The following is a 16,740-nucleotide window of genomic DNA, read 5'->3' on the forward strand; positions in this document are numbered from 1 at the left end:
GATGGGGGCCGGCTTGCCGGCAAGGTCATGCGTAAGGGGATGGGCGAATGATCCAGGCCATTGTCTTTCTGCCGCTGCTCGGCGCGATCCTGGCCGGCCTGATCGCGCTGCTGGGGGCGCATGGACGCCATCCGAGCGGCGATGTGGTCGAGCATCATCACGACGACGGCCATCACCATGGCGCCGCCGACGCGCACGCACATGACGATCACGGTCATGGGCACGACGACCATCATGTCGCAGAGCCGCCCGCGGCCGGCACCTGGGCGGCGCAGGCGATCACCACCGCGCTGCTGTTCGTCTCGGCCGGGCTGTCCTGGGCGATGCTGATCAGCGTTGGCTTCATGCATCACGAGGCCGGGGTGAAGGAGCTCTTGCCCTGGATCAATTCCGGCGAGCTGCAGGTCTCCTGGGCGCTGCGCGTCGATACGCTGACGGCCGTCATGCTGGTCGTGGTGACCAGCGTGTCCTCGCTCGTGCATCTGTATTCGATCGGCTACATGGACGAGGATCCGAACCGTCCGCGCTTCTTCGCCTATCTGTCGCTGTTCACCTTCGCGATGCTGATGCTGGTGACCGCGAACAACCTCGTGCAGCTGTTCTTCGGCTGGGAGGGCGTCGGTCTCGCCAGCTACCTGCTGATCGGCTTCTGGTTCCAGAAGCCGTCGGCCAACGCGGCCGCGATCAAGGCCTTCGTCGTCAACCGCGTCGGCGACTTCGGCTTCGCGCTCGGCATCTTCGCGATCTTCCTGCTGACGAAGTCGACCGACTTCGAGACGATCTTCGCCGCCGCGCCGAGCTTGGCTGGCAAGGCGACGATCAACTTCCTCGGCTGGCACGCCGACGCGCTGACCTTGACCTGCCTGCTGCTGTTCATGGGCGCGATGGGCAAGTCGGCGCAGTTCCTGCTGCACACCTGGCTGCCGGACGCGATGGAAGGTCCGACCCCGGTCTCTGCGCTGATCCACGCCGCGACCATGGTCACCGCCGGCGTGTTCATGGTGGCGCGCCTGTCGCCGCTGTTCGAGCTCGCGCCGAACGCGCAGGCCGTCGTGATGTTCTTCGGCGCGACCACGGCGTTCTTCGCAGCGACCGTCGGCCTCGTGCAGAACGACATCAAGCGCATCGTCGCCTACTCGACCTGCTCGCAGCTCGGCTACATGTTCGTGGCGATGGGAGCAGGGGCCTACTCGGTCGGCATGTTCCATCTGTTCACGCATGCCTTCTTCAAGGCGCTGCTGTTCTTGGGCTCCGGCTCGGTGATCTACGCGATGCACCACGAGCAGGACATCCGCAACATGGGCGGCCTGTGGCGCAAGATCCCGTACACCTTCGCGGTGATGACGGTCGGTACGCTCGCGCTGACGGGCTTCCCCGGCTTCGCCGGCTTCTTCTCCAAGGATGCGATCATCGAGGCTGCATACGCCGCGCACAATCCGTTCGCGACCTACGCGTATTTCCTCACCATTGTCGCCGCCGGCCTGACCTCGTTCTATTCCTGGCGCCTGGTGTTCAAGACCTTCTTCGGCACGCCGCACGATCAGCATCATTATGATGCCGCGCATGAGAGCCCGATCTGGATGCTGATCCCGATCGGCGTGCTCGCGGCCGGCTCGATCCTGGCCGGGCTCCCGTTCAAGGGCGTGTTCACCGATCCTCATGGCGTCGAGCACTTCTTCGGCGAGTCGCTGAAGATGAACCCGCACATTCTCGAAGACATGGAGCACATGCCGGCCTGGCTCGCTCAGCTTCCCTTCGTCATGATGGTGCTGGGATTTGTGGTCTCCTACTTCTTCTACGTCAGACGTCCGGACATCCCGGAGGAGCTCGCCGCGCAGCAACCGTTGCTCTACAGGTTCCTGCTCAACAAGTGGTACTTCGACGAGCTGTATGACGTGATCTTCGTCCGTCCGGCGAAGTGGCTCGGCCGCTTCCTCTGGAAGAAGGGCGACGGCTTCGTCATCGACGGATTCGGTCCGGACGGTGTCTCGGCGCGGGTGCTCGACATCACGCGCAACGTCGTCAAGATCCAGACCGGGTACCTCTATCATTACGCCTTTGCCATGCTGATTGGCGTCGCCGGCCTGATCACCTGGTTCATGTTCATGGGGGGCCAGCAATGACCACCTGGCCAATTCTCTCCGTCGTCACCTTCCTGCCGATCGTCGGCGCGCTGCTGATCTATCTGGTCCGCGGCGACGACGAGGCGGCCCGGCGCAATGCGCGCTGGATCGCGCTGTGGACCACGCTGATCACCTTTGCGGTGTCGGTGATCCTGGTGCTGCGCTTCGATCCCGGACAGACCGACTTCCAGTTCGTGGAGAAGTCGAACTGGCTGGCGGCCGGCATCAGCTATCACATGGGTGTCGACGGCATCTCGCTGCCGTTCGTGATCCTGACCACCGCCTTGATGCCGTTCTGCATCGTGGCGAGCTGGAAGTCGGTCACCAACCGCCTGCGCGAATACATGATGGCGTTCCTGATCCTGGAAACGCTGATGGTCGGCACGTTCTCGGCCCTCGACCTCGTGCTGTTCTACCTGTTCTTCGAGGGCGGCCTGATCCCGATGTTCCTGATCATCGGCGTCTGGGGTGGTCCGCGTCGGGTCTATGCCTCGTTCAAGTTCTTCCTGTACACGCTGCTCGGCTCGGTGCTGATGCTGCTCGCCATCATGGCGCTGTACTGGAACGCAGGGACCACCGACATCCCGACGCTGATGCACACCGCGGTGCCGCGTAACCTGCAGACCTGGGCATGGCTGGCCTTCTTCGCCTCCTTTGCGGTGAAGATGCCGATGTGGCCGGTTCATACCTGGCTGCCGGACGCGCATGTCGAGGCGCCGACGGCGGGCTCCGTGATCCTGGCCGCGATCCTCCTGAAGATGGGCGGCTACGGCTTCCTGCGCTTCTCGCTGCCGATGTTCCCGCTGGCCTCGCACGACTTCGCGCCGCTGGTGTGGACACTCTCGGCCATCGCGATCATCTACACCTCGCTGGTCGCGCTGATGCAGGAGGACATCAAGAAGCTCATTGCCTACTCGTCGGTGGCGCATATGGGCTTCGTGACGATGGGCATCTTCGCCGGCACCATGCAGGGCGTCGCGGGCGGCGTGTTCCAGATGATCTCGCACGGCATTGTCTCCGGCGCGCTGTTCCTCTGCGTCGGCGTCGTCTACGACCGGATGCACACCCGCGAGATCGCGGCCTATGGTGGCCTCGTCAACCGGATGCCGGTCTACGCGCTGGTGTTCATGGTGTTCACCATGGCCAATGTCGGCCTGCCAGGCACCTCCGGCTTCGTCGGCGAGTTCATGACCCTGCTCGGCACCTTCAAGGTGTCGATCCCGACCGCGTTCTTCGCGACCTTCGGTGTCATCCTGTCGGCAGCCTATGCGCTGTGGCTGTACCGCAAGGTGGTGTTCGGTGCGCTGACCAATTCGTCGCTCGCCAGCATCAAGGACCTCACGCTGCGTGAAGGCGTGATCCTGTTTCCGTTGGTGGCGCTGACCATCCTGTTCGGTGTCTATCCGAAGCCGATCCTCGACATGTCGGCGGCGTCGGTGCAGCAGCTCGTCACCAACTACAATACCGCCGTGACGGCCGTGAAGGCCGCCGCGCTGCTCCAATGATGAGACCCTTGGGGTCGGGACAGAGACGATGATCGAGAATCTTGGGCCTCAGCTTTGGGTGGTGCTGCCGGAGCTGCTGTTGGCCGTGGGGGCCATGGCGCTGTTGATGCTGGGCGCGTTTCGCGGGCAGGGGACGACGGGGCTCGTCACCTGGCTGGCGGTTGCTCTGCTGATCGTGGTCGGCATCCTCGTCTTCAGGCAGCCGGGCGGCCAGGCCTTCGGCGGCAGCTTCATCGCTGACAGCTACGCGCGCTTCCTGAAGATCCTGGCGATCATCGGCTCGATCGCGACTTTGGTGATGTCGGCGGAATTCTTGTCCAAGCCGGACCGCCGCATCTTCGAATATGCAATCCTGGTGCTGCTCTCGACCTTGGGCATGCTTGTCCTGATCTCGGCCGGCGACCTGATCTCGCTGTATCTGGGTCTCGAGCTGATGTCGCTCGCGCTCTACGTCGTCGCGGCCAGCCATCGTGACAACGTCAAGTCGACCGAGGCCGGCCTGAAGTACTTCGTGCTCGGTGCGCTGTCGTCGGGCATGCTGCTCTATGGTGCCTCGCTGATCTACGGCTTCACCGGCACGGTGAGCTTTGCCGGGATCGCGGCTGCCACCAAGACCGGCAGCGTCGGCATCATTTTCGGCCTCGTCTTCCTGTTCGCCGGCATGTGCTTCAAGGTCTCGGCGGTGCCGTTCCACATGTGGACGCCGGACGTCTATGAGGGCGCGCCCACCCCGGTGACGGCGTTCTTCGCCTCCGCGCCCAAGGTCGCGGCGATCGCCGTGTTCGCGCGCGTCGCGCTGACGGCGTTCCCGGGCATCACCTTCCAATGGCAGCAGATCATCGTGTTCGTCTCGATCGCCTCGATGGCGCTCGGCTCGTTCGCCGCGATCGGACAGACCAACATCAAGCGCCTGATGGCCTATTCGTCGATCGGCCATATGGGCTTCGCGCTGGTCGGCCTCGCCGCAGGCACGGTCGAGGGCGCGCAGGGCGTGCTGACCTACATCGCGATCTATGTCGCGATGACGCTCGGCTCCTTCGCGGTGATCATGGCGATCAAGCGGAACGGCCAGTCGTTCGAGAAGATCAGCGATTTCTCGGGGCTGTCGCGCACCAATCCGCTGCTCGCCTTCTTCTTCGCGATGCTGCTGTTCTCGCTGGCCGGCGTTCCGCCGCTCGCGGGCTTCTTCGCGAAATGGTACGTGTTCGTCGCCGCCATCAAGGGCGGGCTGTTCACGCTGTCGGTGATCGGCGTGCTGACCAGCGTGGTCGGCGCCTACTATTATCTGCTGATCGTCAAGACGATGTATTTCGACGAGCCGCTGTCGACGCTCGATCCGGTCCGGATCGAGTTGCGCACGGTGCTGGCGATCTCCGGCATCTTCAACATCCTGTTCTTCGCCTATCCCGGCCCGCTGGTCAGCGCGGCTGCGGCCGCGGCGAAGTCGCTGTTCTAGATGGCGTTTGCTCTCGGGTCCCGTGCCGCTGCGGCAGGTTACGGGCTCGTCACGTTCGATCAGGCGGGGTCGACCAACGTCGAGGCGCTGAAGTCGGCCAGAGAGGGCGGCAAGGCGCGGTGCTGGTTCGTCACGTCGGAGCAGACGGCCGGGCGCGGTCGTCGCCAGCGTCCGTGGATCGCGCCGCGCGGCAATCTGGCCTCGAGCGTGCTCGAAGTGCTGAACGTGGCTCCCGCCGTCGCCGCCACCCTCGGCTTCGCCGCGGGCCTGGCCATCGAGGCCGCGTTGCGCCAGGTGAGCCTCGAGGCTGCGCTGCGGTCGGGAGGCGGCGTGGCCTTTGCGTTGAAATGGCCCAACGACGTGTTGGCCGACGGCCGCAAGATCGTCGGCATGCTGCTCGAAGCGGAGCAGGTGGCTGGCGGGCTCGCCGTGGTTGCCGGCATCGGAACCAACGTGGTGGCGGCGCCGCCGGATACCCCGACACCGGCGGTCTCGTTGGCGGACCTCGGCATCCAGGTGGCTGCCGAGGATTTGTTCGCGGCCTTGTCTGACGCCTGGGTCGAATATTTCGGCATCTGGAACGAGGGCCGGGGCTTCGGTGATATTCGCCGGCTCTGGCTGGAGCGGGCGGCCGGCCTCGGGCAGCCCGTCGCCATCAGGTCCGGACATGCTATCATCGAGGGGATTTTCGACACGATCGACGAACAGGGTTGTATGCTGGTGCGGACCGCGGAGGGACGATTGGAGCCGATCACGGCAGGCGATGTTCATTTCGGCTCGGTCGCCTCCCAAGGAGCGGTCTAGATGGCACGTCCCGACGAACTGACTTTTGCACCGCTCGGCGGCGTCGGCGAGATCGGCATGAACCTGTCGATCTACGGCCTCGGCAACCGCCACCAGCGGTCCTGGCTCGCGATCGATCTCGGCGTCTCCTTCGGCGACGAGGAGCATCTGCCGGGCATCGACCTGATCATGCCCGACGTCGCTTTCCTGGAGAAAGAGCGCAACAACCTCGTCGGTCTCGTGCTGACCCATGCGCATGAGGACCATTTCGGCGCGATCATCGACCTGTGGCCGCGGCTGAAATGCCCGATCTACGCGACCAAGTTCAGCGCCGCTTTGTTCGAGGCCAAGTGCGAGGCCGAGCGCCTGCCGGCCAAGATTCCGGTCAAGGTGATTCCTTCCGGCGGCCGCGTCGATATCGGTCCGTTCAACGTCGAGTTCATCCCCGTCGCGCATTCGATTCCGGAATCGCATGCGCTCGCGATCCATACCGAGGTCGGTACCGTCCTGCACACCGGCGACTGGAAGATTGATCCGACGCCGGTGCTGGGTGCGCCGACCGATGAGAAGCGGCTGCGCGAGCTCGGCGACGCCGGGCTGCTGGCGCTGATCGGCGACTCCACCAACGCGGTGCGCGAGGGGCGGTCGCCGTCCGAGGCCGAGGTCGCCAAGACGATCGCGGCTTTGGTGAAGGAAGCGAAGGGGCGCGTCGCCGTCACCACCTTCGCCTCCAACGTCGCGCGCATCCGCGCTGTCGCCGAGGCAGCGCGTGAGGCGGAGCGCGAGGTCGTCATCGTCGGCCGCGCCATGGAGCGGGTGGTCCAGGTCGCGCGCGAAACCGGCTATCTCGACGGCGTGCAGAACTTCCGCGGCATGGATCTCTACGGCCACTTCCCCGCGGACAAGGTGCTGGCGCTGTGCACCGGCAGCCAGGGCGAGCCGCGCGCCGCGCTGGCGCGCATCGCCAATGACGACCATCCGTTGGTGACGCTGAACAAGGGCGACACCGTCATCTTCTCGTCGCGCACCATTCCCGGCAACGAGAAGGCGGTCGGTGCCGTCATCAACGGGCTGGTGCAGCAGGGCATCGAGATCATCACCGACCGCAACCATCTGGTTCATGTCTCCGGCCATCCGCGCCGCGACGAGCTGCGCGACATGATCGCGTGGACGCGGCCGCAGCTCCTGATCCCCGTGCATGGCGAAGCGTTGCATCTGCATGAGCATGCGAGGCTGGCGCGCGCCTGCGGCGTGCCGAAGGTGATCACCTGCCGCAACGGCGACCTGGTCAAGCTCGGCCCCGGTGATCCCGGGATCATCGACGAACTGCCGGCGGGACGGCTCTACAAGGACGGCAGCATCGTCGAGGACTCGAAATCGCGCGCCGTGGTCGAGCGCCGCAAGATGGCCTTTGCCGGCTGCATCTTCGTCGCGCTCGCCATCACCGAGAAGGGCGAGCTGGCCGACGATCCCGAAGTCGACATGGTCGGCATCCCCGAGAAGAATGCGGCAGGCGAGGCGATGGACGACATCGTGTTCGACGCGGTCGTCTCGACCTTCGAAGGACTGCCACGCGCGCGGCGTCGTGATCCCGATGCCGCGGCGGAATCCGTGCGGCGGGCGGTGCGCTCGACGGTGAACGAGCAGTGGGGCAAGAAGCCGATCTGCCTCGTCCATGTCTTGGAAGTCTGACGCGGGCCAACAGAACGGCCGTTCAAAAGAAAAAGTGGAGGAAGTCATGCTGGGCCGGCTCAACCACGTCGCCATCGCGGTCAAGGACGCCGAAAAGGCTGCCAGGATTTATGGCGCGGCGTTCGGTGCCGAGATCTCCCCCGCGGTGCCGCTGCCGGAGCATGGCGTGATCACCGTGTTTGTGACCCTGCCCAACACCAAGATCGAGTTCATCCAGCCGCTGGGCGAGGCGTCACCGATCGCCAAATTTCTCGAGCGCAATGCGGATGGCGGCGTCCATCACGTCTGCTACGAGGTGGCCGACATCATCGCCTCGCGCGACACGCTGATCAAGGAGGGCGCCCGCGTGCTCGGCGACGGCCAGCCGAAGATCGGCGCCCATGGCAAGCCGGTGCTGTTCCTGCATCCGAAGGATTTTTCCGGCGCGCTCGTCGAGATCGAGCAGGCCTGAGCAGCGGGGGCAATCATGGCCTACATCATCTCAACCTGGCTTGCGATCTACTTCGTGCTGTGGTGGGTCATGCTGTTCGTGACCCTGCCGTTCGGCGTGCGTAGCCAGCACGAGACGGGCGGCGGTTCGCCCGGCACCGATCCCGGCGCGCCGACCATCAGCCTGATGGGGCGCCGCTTGATCTGGACCACGCTGTTGTCGGCGGTCGTGTTCGGCCTGGCGCTCCTGGCCTATCAGGCCGGCTATCTCAGCATCGAGCGGCTGTCACGGCTGATGGGAATTCCGTTCTAGCCGCGCTCGCATCGCACAACGTCCTCTCGAAGCCGATGCGCGGACGCGCGTCGGCTTTTTTGCTATAGGAGGTCAAAACAAGACCGACAGGGAGGTTGCGCGTGATGACATCGGCCGAGGCCCGGAACGGGACGCCATCGGGCTATCGCATTCTGAACGAGATTGATCTTCGAAACCATCTCGCGGGGATTCCTTCGGTCGCAGGGCAACTCGGCGGATCGGCTGAGCGCTGGTCGATCACCGAGGTCGGCGATGGCAACCTCAACCTGGTCTTCATCGTCAAGGGATCGTCCGGCGGACTCGCAGTGAAGCAGGCGTTGCCTTACGTGCGGCTGGTCGGCGAGAGTTGGCCGCTGCCGCTGTCACGCGCCCACTATGAGCATCTGGCGCTGACGTATCAGAACCGCCTTGGCCCCGGCCTCGTGCCGGCCATCATTCACCATGATCCGGCGCTGGCGCTGACGGCGATGGAGCTGCTCGAGCCGCACATCATCATGCGCAGGGGACTGGTCGCGGGCACGATCTACCCGGCCTTCGTCGATCACATCACGACCTTCATGGCGCGGACGCTGTTCTTCTCGTCCGACCTCGCGCTGTCTGCCGCCGCGAAGAAGGATGCGATTGCGAGCTTTGCCGGCAATCATGCGCTGTGCAAGATCACCGAGGACCTGATCTTCACCGACCCCTATCGCATCGCCGAGCAGAATCGCTGGACGTCACCGTGGCTCGACGCCACGGCCGCCGAGATCCGTGCCGATCTCGATCTGCACGTCGCGATCTCCCGGCTCAAGCTGAAATTCCTGTCATGCGCCGAGGCGCTGATCCATGGCGATCTGCACACGGGATCGATCATGGTGACGAATACCGAGACCCGGGTGATCGATCCGGAATTCGCCTTCTACGGCCCGATGGGTTTTGACGTCGGTGCCGTGCTGGCCAATTTGCTGATGGCGTATTTCGCCTCCGAAGGACATGAGCAGGAGCGCGGTAGTAGGGACGCCTTCGAAAGCTGGGTGCTTGCGACTGTCGATGAAGTCTGGACCGGGTTTGTCGACAAGTTCCTGGCACTGTGGCGGAGTGAGGCGACCGGTGATGCCTATCCGCCGTCGCTGTTTCCGGGCGAGGCGGGAGCGACACGGCTGGAGACGGAGCGTCAGGCATACATGGCCGGATTGTTCCAGGATGCCGTCGGCTTCACGGCGGCGAAGATCATCCGCCGCATCCTGGGTCTCGCGCACAACATCGACTTCGAGCTGATCGAGGATGCCAAGCAGCGCGCGGTGTGTGAGGCGAGGGCGCTGCGGCTCGCGCGGACGCTGATGCTTGAGACGGCATCGTTTACGTCGATCGACACGGTAACGAAGGCCGCGCGCGAGCTGCGTCATTGGCAGCCGGGGTTCTAGACCTCGACAGAGGCTCCCGTCACCGCGAGAAGCGAAGCGACGAAGCAATCCGGAGGCGCGCGTGACGCCCTGGATTGCTTCCGCCTACGCCTTCGGCGGACATGTCAATTCGCTCGCAATGATGGAAGCAGGTGCGTAGGCTGGGCAAAGGCGCGCCGCGATGCATCAGCTCGGCCTCGTTCTTTCCCGCGCCGCGCCCACCATTTTCGCACCAAGCTTGCTGATGGACGGTGGGCACGCTGCCGCCCTGCGGGCGGCGGCTTTGCCCACCCTACGGCATCCCAGTTAGTCCGCCGCCTTGGCCCGCAGCCGTTGTGCGTAGACGTTGATCACCAGTGCCGCCAGCAGGATCAGGCCGCGGATCAGGATTTTCAGGAAGCTGTCGATGTTGACGTGGTCGAGGCCGTTGTTGAGGACGCCGAGCACGAACAGGCCGACGATGGTGTTGCCGATGCCGCCGCGGCCGCCGAACAGGCTGGTGCCGCCGACCACGACGGCAGCGATCGAGTCCAGCAGGTAGGTGTCGAATTCGTTCTGCTGCGCGCTGCCGAAATGCGCCACGCCGAGCATGCCGCCGATTCCCGAGCACACGGCCGAGATCACCATCACGCTGCCGAGGATCAGCTTGACGTTCAGGCCGGAATATTCCGCCGCCTCGCGGTTGCCGCCGACCATGTAGACGTAGCGGCCGAACCGCGTGTAGGTCAGCACGAGGTGCCCGAGCAGCAGCATCAGCGCCGCCACGATCACGATCCAGGGCACGCCCGCGATCGAGCCTGAACCGAGCGTCGTGATGATGGGCGGGACCTTGTAGGCGATCTGTCCGCGCACCAGCATGGCCGAGATGCCTGCGGCGATCTGCATCATCGCGAGCGTCATGATGAACGAGGGAATGCCGATCACGGTGAGGCCGAAGGCGTTGACCACGCCGAGCAGCGCGCACAGCGCCAGCGCGAGCAGGATGGCGGCAAAGCCGGGCATCGGCAGGTTGGCGATGTTGACGTAGGACTCCTGCAGGGTGAAGTAGGCCACGGCGATGCCGGTGACGTTGGCGATGGCGGCGATCGACAGGTCGATCTCCGCGCACAGGATGACGAAGGTGAGGCCCACCGCAATGATGCCGGTGACCGATACCTGGGTCAGGATGTTGCCGACATTGTCGAGCGTTGCGAAAGATGGGCTTGCGATCGCGAAGAACGCGGTGAGGAAGATCAGCGTCAGGAACGGCGCGATGTTGCGCATCTGCGAGCGCAGCAGCGCTGCGACCCCGCCGGCGCGCCGCGGCTGCGCCTCCGGCATCGGAACGGTCTCGCCATGCGCCATGACAATCTCCCTACGCCGCCTCGAGCAGACGGTCTTTGCTGATGGTCTCGCCGGCGAATTCGCGCACGACCTCGCCGCGCTTGAGCACGATGACGCGATCGGCCAGCGACAGCACGGTCTCCGGCTCGGTCGAGAGCACGATCACGGCGATGCCCTGGTCGCGCAGCTGCCGCACGATCTGGATGACGTCGCTCTTGGCGCCGACATCCATGCCTCGCGTCGGTTCGCACAACACCAGGAGCCGCGGCGGATGGCTGAGCCATTTGGCGAGCGCCACCTTCTGCTGGTTGCCGCCGGAGAGCAGGCCGAGGTCGATCTCGACATCGGCAGGCCGGATCTGCAACTGCTCGACCTGGCGCTTCGCGAGCGCGCGCTCGTGTGCGGGCTTCAGCAGCACCGCGTTGATGCGGTCGAGGATGCTGATCGAGACGTTCTTGTAGACGGGCTCCTGCAGGAACAGCATGTCGCGGCGGCTCTCCGGCACGAAGGCGATGCCGGCGCGGCGCGCATCCGCCGTGCTCTTGAAGCGGTTGCGCTCGCCGGCGATGCGCAACTCGCCGGCGTCGGGTGCGAGTTTGCCGAACAGGATCCGCGCCAGTTCGAGCTGGCCGCAGCCCATGAAGCCGTAGATGCCGAGCACCTCGCCGGCGCGCACGGCGAACGAGACGCGCTTCAGATTGCGCGCCAGCGACAGGCCGTCGGCTTCGACGACCACGGGCTTGCCGGCCGTGGGCGCGGGCAGGGTGATGTCGTGGGTGTAGCTGTCCTCCAGCGCATCGCGTCCCTTGCCGATCATGGCCTCGATCAGCGCGGCCTTGCTGGTGTCGGCAGCACGCGTCTCCATGATCTTGCGGCCGTTGCGGAACACCGTGACCTCGTCGGAGATCAGCAGGATGTCCTCGATAAAGTGCGAGATGAAGATGATCCCCGTGCCTTGCTCGCGTAGCTTGCGCAGCGCCGCGAACAGCCGCTCGACTTCGGGCGGCGACAGCGCCGAGGTCGGCTCGTCCAGGATGATGATGCGCGCGCCGGAGAACAGCACGCGCGCGATCTCGATCAGCTGCTGCACGCCGATCGGGAGATCGCCGAGCCGGCTCATCGGATCGGCGTCGATGCCAAGGCGCTTGAGCTGCTCGGCGGCCTCGCGCGCCATCCGGCGCCACTGCACGATGCCCAGCGCATTGGTCGGCTGGTTGCCGAGAAACACGTTCTCGGCCACCGTGAGATCCGGGGCGACGCTCAGCTCCTGATGGACCATGGCGATGCCGGCTGCACGGGCATCCCGGGCAGAGTTGAAGTGAACCTCGCGGCCGTCGAGCAGGAAGCGGCCGGAGAACCCGGTATGCACGCCGGCGATGATCTTCATCAGCGTGCTCTTGCCAGCGCCGTTCTCCCCGACGAGACCATGGATCTCGCCGGGGCGAAGCGTGAAGTCGACGCCGCGCAACGCGGTGACGCCGCCGAACGACTTGGTGATGTCCTGCAGTTCCAGAAGCGGCGGGCGGCTGTTCGACATGGGAGGGACTTCAGATCAGGAAATGATCCTCCATCCATTGCATGCCCGCGGCATTCGCCTTGGTCACGACCGGACCGTCGGTGATGACATGCTTCGGAATGCCCTGGCCGCTCTTCTCGCCGGCGGTGACCGCCGCGACGCCGGCCACGATCGCGCCGCCGTGGATGCGGCAGGACGGATTGCGCACGGTCGCGAACATGCGGCCGTCGCTGACCGCCTGGATCGCAGGCGGCATGGCGTCGACGCCGCCGATCAGGATGTTGGTGCGGTTGCGCGCCTTCATGATGTTGTAGGCGGCAAGCGCCATGTCGTCATTGTGGAAGAACGCCGCGTCGATCTGCGGATATTTCGTGAGATAGGTCTCCCACAGCCGCGCCGCCTTCGACACGTCCCAGTCGGCCGGCTGCGTGTCCAGCACCTCGATGTTCGGGAACTGCTTGATCACCGAATTGAAGCCCTTGGCGCGGCCCTGCGCGCCGGTATGGCCGAGCGCGCCCTGCGTCATGATGATCTTGCCCTTGCCGCCCATCGCGTTCGCCAACGCCTGGGTGACGGATGCGCCCATGAACTCGTTGTCGGGTGCCAGGAACGAGTGGACATTGATCTGATCGAGCGGGGCGATCAGCGTGTCCATGTCGATGACGGGAATGCCGGCGTCGATCATCTTCTGCACCGGCTGGGTCAGGGTGCCGATGCCGAACGCCTGGATGGCGACGAAATCCCACTTCTGCGACGCCATGTTGTCGATCGCGGCGCGCTGTTTCACCGCATCGAGCTGGCCGTCGAACCAGGTGACTTCGACGTTGAGCAGCTTGCCCCACCATTCCGCGGCCTGCTTGCCCTGGGCGCACCAGGTCGCCTGCAGTCCGGCATTGGAGAACGCCGCCTTGAGCGGCTTTTCGGAACGGCCCATCTCGGCGGCCATCGCCGGATTGATGCCGAAGCCGGCGAGCAGCGCGGCCGCAGAGCCCGCGGCCGTCGCCGCCTGGAGAAGATCGCGCCTGGTCGTTTTCTTGGACGTTTTGTCAGTGCCGGGCATCCCGTGCTCCCTGTCCCATCGTTGTCCGGCGGCGTCATTGATCGCGCCGCCAAGATCTGCAGTGTTTCACAACCCAATTCATCACGCCACAGCCGGATGTTGTGCGTTGCACTGGATGGCTTTCGCGCTGCACGCGCAATGTCAGAAAACCGTGATGCACCCGTGGTACGCGGCAGCGCAGCTTTGGGAGAGAGCCTTTGGCAACGACACGCATCGCCGTGATCGCCGACATCCATCACGGCCGGGACACGCAGACGAAGCGTGGATCGGTGGCGCTGCCATTGCTCGAGCGCTTCGTCACGCAGATGAACGCCGAAAACATCGCTGCGGTCATCGATCTCGGCGACCGGATTTCCGACGAAGATCCCGAGCGCGATCGTCTGCTGCAAAGCGACGTCGCGATGTGTTTCGCAAAGCTTGCGCCGGCGCATCATCATGTCAGCGGCAATCATGATGTCGCATTGCTCAGTCTCGCCGACAATGAAGCGATCATGGATCGTCCGAGCGGGTCGCGGGCTCTGAACATCGGCGATGTCAGATGCGTGTTGTGGCAACCCGACGTGAGTCTGACGCGGAGCCGTGGCTTTCGCCTCTCCGCGGGCGATCTCGGCGCGTTGGTCCAGCTGCTTGCCCAGGATGACCGGCCGACCCTGCTCGTCAGCCACGTGCCGTTGTCAGGACAGGCTCAGACCGGCAACTACTACTTCGAAGCCAATCCGGAACACGCGGCCTATGCCGAGACCGATGCGATCCGCGCGGCGATCGCGGATGCGCCTTGCCCGATCGTCGCGCTCGCCGGGCATGTCCATTGGAATACGATGACGACGGTCGATGGCACACCGCATCTGACGTTGCAGTCGCTGACCGAGACGTTCATCTCGGGCGATCCAGCCGAAGCGGCTGGCCTTCTCGATATCGGCGATGGTTCGTTGCGCTGGAGCGTGACGGGCCGCGAACCGCTGTCGGTGACGTTGCCTTGGCCAAAGGCCAAGGCGCGGTGGCGTGCGCCATTGACACGCTTCGCGACGGCTGCGGTGGCTTGAGGTGGTGGCGTGTTCAGGTGGCGTTCATGCGGCCCGCAATACCGTCATGAAGACGGTGGCTGCCCTGCGAGGACTGCAAAAAAAATAGAGCAGGGCAGCGGGCCCTGCTCGGAAATTGTGTCGACCCTTTAGATATCCCGCAAGTTCAGATTTGATCTTGTTAAGCGGGGTGACGCTGCTTGTTGCGCGCCAGGGCTCCTCCCGAGACTTGGACCACCAGACTTCCGCAAGCGTTAGCCTGAGGCCCAAATTCGTAGACGATCTTTTTGCGTTTGTCATCCTTTTCGGCAACGATTGTTCAAATTTCGCGCACTTCCTGAAATGATCGGTAAGTGCTTGCAATTGACGAGTTTTATTTTCGTGTTTTCTCGTGATAGGTGCCAAGTTACCGTATTTGACGGCGGCCCCTGAGGCGCGGCGGGATTGTTCTTAATCAACGACCGCTGGCGAAATGTGCCGACTGTGCCCTGCGCGACCTCGACTCCGGGCGTCCACTCGGGCACAAGAATTCGGTTCATTTGGCAGGCTTTGATGCGGCAGCGGCTGCAGGCGTTTCTCCCGATCATGCTGATCGCACTGATGGTGCAGATCCTGGCGCCGATCGGTGTTGCCTGGGCGGCGGCATCAGCCGCGGCCGATCCCCTGTACGGACTTGAGATCTGCCACGGCCAGCTGGGTTCCCAGCCGATTGACGATGGGTCGCCGGCGAGCCCTGCGCTTCACGGCTGTTCGCTGTGCTGCCTGGCGCAGCCGGTCACACTGGATGGGCCAGAGCTCTCCACCATCGCCGTTCCGCAACGCGATTCGGGCGAGGTCGTGTGGCGCGCCGGTGACCGGGCTGACGGGATCACCAAGGCTTTTTCGAACGCGCAGGCACGGGCTCCGCCCGCAGCGTGACGCGCTGGCCGTCGTGCGGCCCTGACCTCCCAAATCACATCACCACGACCTGCGTTGTCTGCGCGGCGATCGCCGTGCGGACATGCGCCGATCAACCAAGCTGGCGCATCGCCGCCAAGACAAGAAGGATAATCGACATGACCTTCCTCGGACGCTATCTGCTCGCATTCGCTCTCCTGTTGGGAGGATCTTCCGCCGCCTTGGCCGCCGACGTGAAGGCCGGTGACCTCGTCATCACCCAGCCTTGGAGCCGCGCCACGCCGGGCGGCGCCAAGACGGGCGCCGGCTATCTGACCATCGAGAACAAGGGCAGCGCGCCCGACCGCCTCGTCGCGGTGACCGGCGACGTCGCCGGGCGAGTCGAGATTCACGAGATGGCCGTCACCAACGGCGTCATGACCATGCGTCCCCTCGACAAGGGACTCACGATCGAGCCGGGCAAGACCGTCGCGCTGGCGCCGGGCGGCTATCACCTGATGCTGATGGATCTGAAGAGCCCGCTGAAGCAGGGCGACAAGCTGCCGGTCACGCTGGAGTTCGAGAAGGCCGGCAAGGTGGCCGTGACGCTCGAGGTGCAGGCGGTCGGCGCCAAGGCACCAGGCGGCGAGGGCGGCGGCATGATGAAGCAGCATGATCATTCCGGCATGAAGATGTAGGCCGGGCGCTCTGCGGCTCCGACGGAGAGGCCGGCCTCGATGACGCAACGGGTGTTGAACGCCGCCATGATAGCCGGCTCGCGCGCGAGCCGGCTGCTGGCGGCCGACCGCACCCGACGTCCTGCCAATGTCCGTCAGAAGTTCGTCCGATATCTGCCGGTCGCGCTGCTAGCAATGCTGTTGCAGGTGTTGGCGCCAGTGGCGGCGTCCGCCCTGACGGCAGCGACGATCGTGACGGTCGATCCGTTCGGCGGGACGGCGATCTGCCATGCCGAGACGGATGCGGCGCCCTCTAATGGTGATACCGACCGCGCTGCCTGCGGCCTTGACTGCGTCATGTGCTGCGTGCTGCACGCCGCTGCGGCGCTCGATGCGCCGCCGGCGCCATTCGATGCGGCTCCGCTGCGTCTGACGGCGTCCATCGTCTGGACTGCGCGCGAGCTCCGCCTCGTTCATCTCCTCGCCCGGGCGCAGGCGCAACCAAGAGGACCCCCGTTCCCCTCCTGAGCACAGAACTCGTCGTCGGCGCCGCAGCAGCGCGCCGATCCGTTTTGAACCAGGA

The 16,740-nt window shown here is 64.8% G+C and carries 15 protein-coding genes; 12 read left to right on the forward strand and 3 right to left on the reverse strand.

Annotation, left to right across the window (positions count from 1 at the left end; genetic code table 11):
* Positions 1–47: 47 nt before the first annotated feature.
* The 8 genes from nuoL (at position 48) to mtnK (ending at position 9,704) form a co-directional block, all read left to right on the forward strand.
* A complete protein-coding gene (nuoL, locus tag QW845_RS00385) occupies positions 48–2,123 on the forward strand; it encodes an NADH-quinone oxidoreductase subunit L (RefSeq protein ID WP_315799701.1) in 2,076 nt (691 codons plus the stop codon).
* Entirely contained in the window at positions 2,120–3,628 is a 1,509-nt protein-coding gene (locus QW845_RS00390) for an NADH-quinone oxidoreductase subunit M (protein ID WP_315799702.1), read from the forward strand. The genes nuoL and QW845_RS00390 overlap by 4 nt, the downstream gene beginning before the upstream one ends.
* A 28-nt stretch (positions 3,629–3,656) precedes the next feature.
* Complete coding sequence (gene nuoN / locus QW845_RS00395; RefSeq protein WP_315799703.1) at positions 3,657–5,084, forward strand: NADH-quinone oxidoreductase subunit NuoN; 1,428 nt, start codon at positions 3,657–3,659, stop codon at positions 5,082–5,084.
* Complete coding sequence (locus tag QW845_RS00400; protein ID WP_315799704.1) at positions 5,085–5,888, forward strand: biotin--[acetyl-CoA-carboxylase] ligase; 804 nt, start codon at positions 5,085–5,087, stop codon at positions 5,886–5,888. It abuts the gene before it with no gap.
* Complete coding sequence (locus QW845_RS00405; RefSeq protein WP_315799705.1) at positions 5,889–7,559, forward strand: ribonuclease J; 1,671 nt, start codon at positions 5,889–5,891, stop codon at positions 7,557–7,559.
* Between the two features lie 46 nt (positions 7,560–7,605).
* Entirely contained in the window at positions 7,606–8,010 is a 405-nt protein-coding gene (gene mce / locus QW845_RS00410; RefSeq protein WP_315799706.1) for a methylmalonyl-CoA epimerase, read from the forward strand.
* 15 nt (positions 8,011–8,025) lie between these two features.
* Entirely contained in the window at positions 8,026–8,301 is a 276-nt protein-coding gene (locus QW845_RS00415) for a DUF1467 family protein (protein ID WP_315799707.1), read from the forward strand.
* Between the two features lie 101 nt (positions 8,302–8,402).
* Positions 8,403–9,704 (forward strand): S-methyl-5-thioribose kinase, encoded by a 1,302-nt coding sequence (gene mtnK / locus QW845_RS00420; RefSeq protein WP_409997855.1) that lies wholly within the window; start codon positions 8,403–8,405, stop codon positions 9,702–9,704.
* 285 nt (positions 9,705–9,989) lie between these two features.
* Here mtnK and QW845_RS00425 read toward each other — a convergent pair whose 3' ends face one another.
* The 3 genes from QW845_RS00425 to QW845_RS00435 are packed head-to-tail and all read right to left on the reverse strand — an operon-like array spanning position 9,990 to position 13,582.
* Complete coding sequence (locus tag QW845_RS00425) at positions 9,990–11,027, reverse strand: ABC transporter permease (protein ID WP_315799708.1); 1,038 nt, start codon at positions 11,025–11,027, stop codon at positions 9,990–9,992.
* A gap of 10 nt (positions 11,028–11,037) precedes the next feature.
* Complete coding sequence (locus QW845_RS00430; RefSeq protein WP_315799709.1) at positions 11,038–12,543, reverse strand: sugar ABC transporter ATP-binding protein; 1,506 nt, start codon at positions 12,541–12,543, stop codon at positions 11,038–11,040.
* A gap of 10 nt (positions 12,544–12,553) precedes the next feature.
* Positions 12,554–13,582: a sugar ABC transporter substrate-binding protein gene (locus QW845_RS00435; RefSeq protein WP_315799710.1), complete on the reverse strand. Its 1,029-nt coding sequence runs from the start codon at positions 13,580–13,582 to the stop codon at positions 12,554–12,556.
* A gap of 197 nt (positions 13,583–13,779) precedes the next feature.
* On the opposite strand from QW845_RS00435, the gene QW845_RS00440 reads away from it, so the two are divergent.
* The 4 genes from QW845_RS00440 (at position 13,780) to QW845_RS00455 (ending at position 16,685) form a co-directional block, all read left to right on the forward strand.
* Positions 13,780–14,625 (forward strand): metallophosphoesterase family protein, encoded by an 846-nt coding sequence (locus QW845_RS00440; protein ID WP_315799711.1) that lies wholly within the window; start codon positions 13,780–13,782, stop codon positions 14,623–14,625.
* Positions 14,626–15,156: 531 nt separating this feature from the next.
* Complete coding sequence (locus QW845_RS00445; RefSeq protein WP_315799712.1) at positions 15,157–15,522, forward strand: DUF2946 family protein; 366 nt, start codon at positions 15,157–15,159, stop codon at positions 15,520–15,522.
* A 137-nt stretch (positions 15,523–15,659) separates the two neighbouring features.
* On the forward strand, positions 15,660–16,178 hold the full coding sequence (locus QW845_RS00450) for a copper chaperone PCu(A)C (protein ID WP_315799713.1): 519 nt from the start codon (positions 15,660–15,662) through the stop codon (positions 16,176–16,178).
* 39 nt (positions 16,179–16,217) lie between these two features.
* Positions 16,218–16,685 carry a DUF2946 family protein gene (locus QW845_RS00455; protein WP_315799714.1) on the forward strand — a complete coding sequence of 156 codons (468 nt, stop codon included), beginning with the start codon at positions 16,218–16,220 and terminating at the stop codon, positions 16,683–16,685.
* Positions 16,686–16,740: the final 55 nt, after the last annotated feature.

The sequence above is a fragment of the Bradyrhizobium sp. SZCCHNS3002 genome (genome assembly GCF_032377435.1).
Classification (GTDB): domain Bacteria; phylum Pseudomonadota; class Alphaproteobacteria; order Rhizobiales; family Xanthobacteraceae; genus Bradyrhizobium.